Annotated in this window: 1 protein-coding gene; it reads right to left on the bottom strand. The window is 48.9% G+C overall.

Annotated features, from left to right (window positions below):
* Positions 1-617: vitamin B12 dependent-methionine synthase activation domain-containing protein (locus tag R7R78_RS27545; protein WP_318119672.1), on the bottom strand; the 617-nt coding region annotated here is incomplete at both ends.

The raw sequence follows: 617 nt of genomic DNA on the forward strand, positions 1-617 counted from the left end.
TCTGTTTGCTGACGAAGATTGCGCAATACGTTAGCAACCTCGGTACGCGACTCATCGGTGTACACTTCAATATCATCACCCACGCTTGCCGCTGGGAATAGGCCACATATCCCGCGAGCCTTAAGCAATCCTTCACGCTCAACTCGATCAAGCAGCTCATTGGCATCATGGAATAGACGCTGAGCCTCCTCACCCACTTCTTCATGTTTGAAGATTGTCGGGTATTTTCCTACCAGCGACCACGTCATGAAAAACGGCGTCCAGTCGATATACTTGCGTAAGGTTGCGACATCAAAATCATCGAAAATATGGAGGCCTGGTTTTGCAGGAACTGGTGGCGTGTATGCATCCCAATCTATCGCGACTTTGTTTGCACGCGCTTGTTCTAAAGTGACAGGCTTAGTACGCGGCTTCTTACGATTGTGTTGGTCACGAACACGCTCATAATCCGCATCCAGTTTTTCTATAAAGGCAGGTCGACGTTCATCGGAGAGTAATGACGAACAAACCCCTACTGCGCGCGACGCATTGTTTACGTAAACCACCGGATTTTTGTAGTTCTGCTCAATCTTCACGGCAGTGTGAGCTTTGGATGTGGTAGCTCCGCCAATCAGAAG

It is taken from the genome of Vibrio sp. 2134-1, assembly GCF_033339495.1.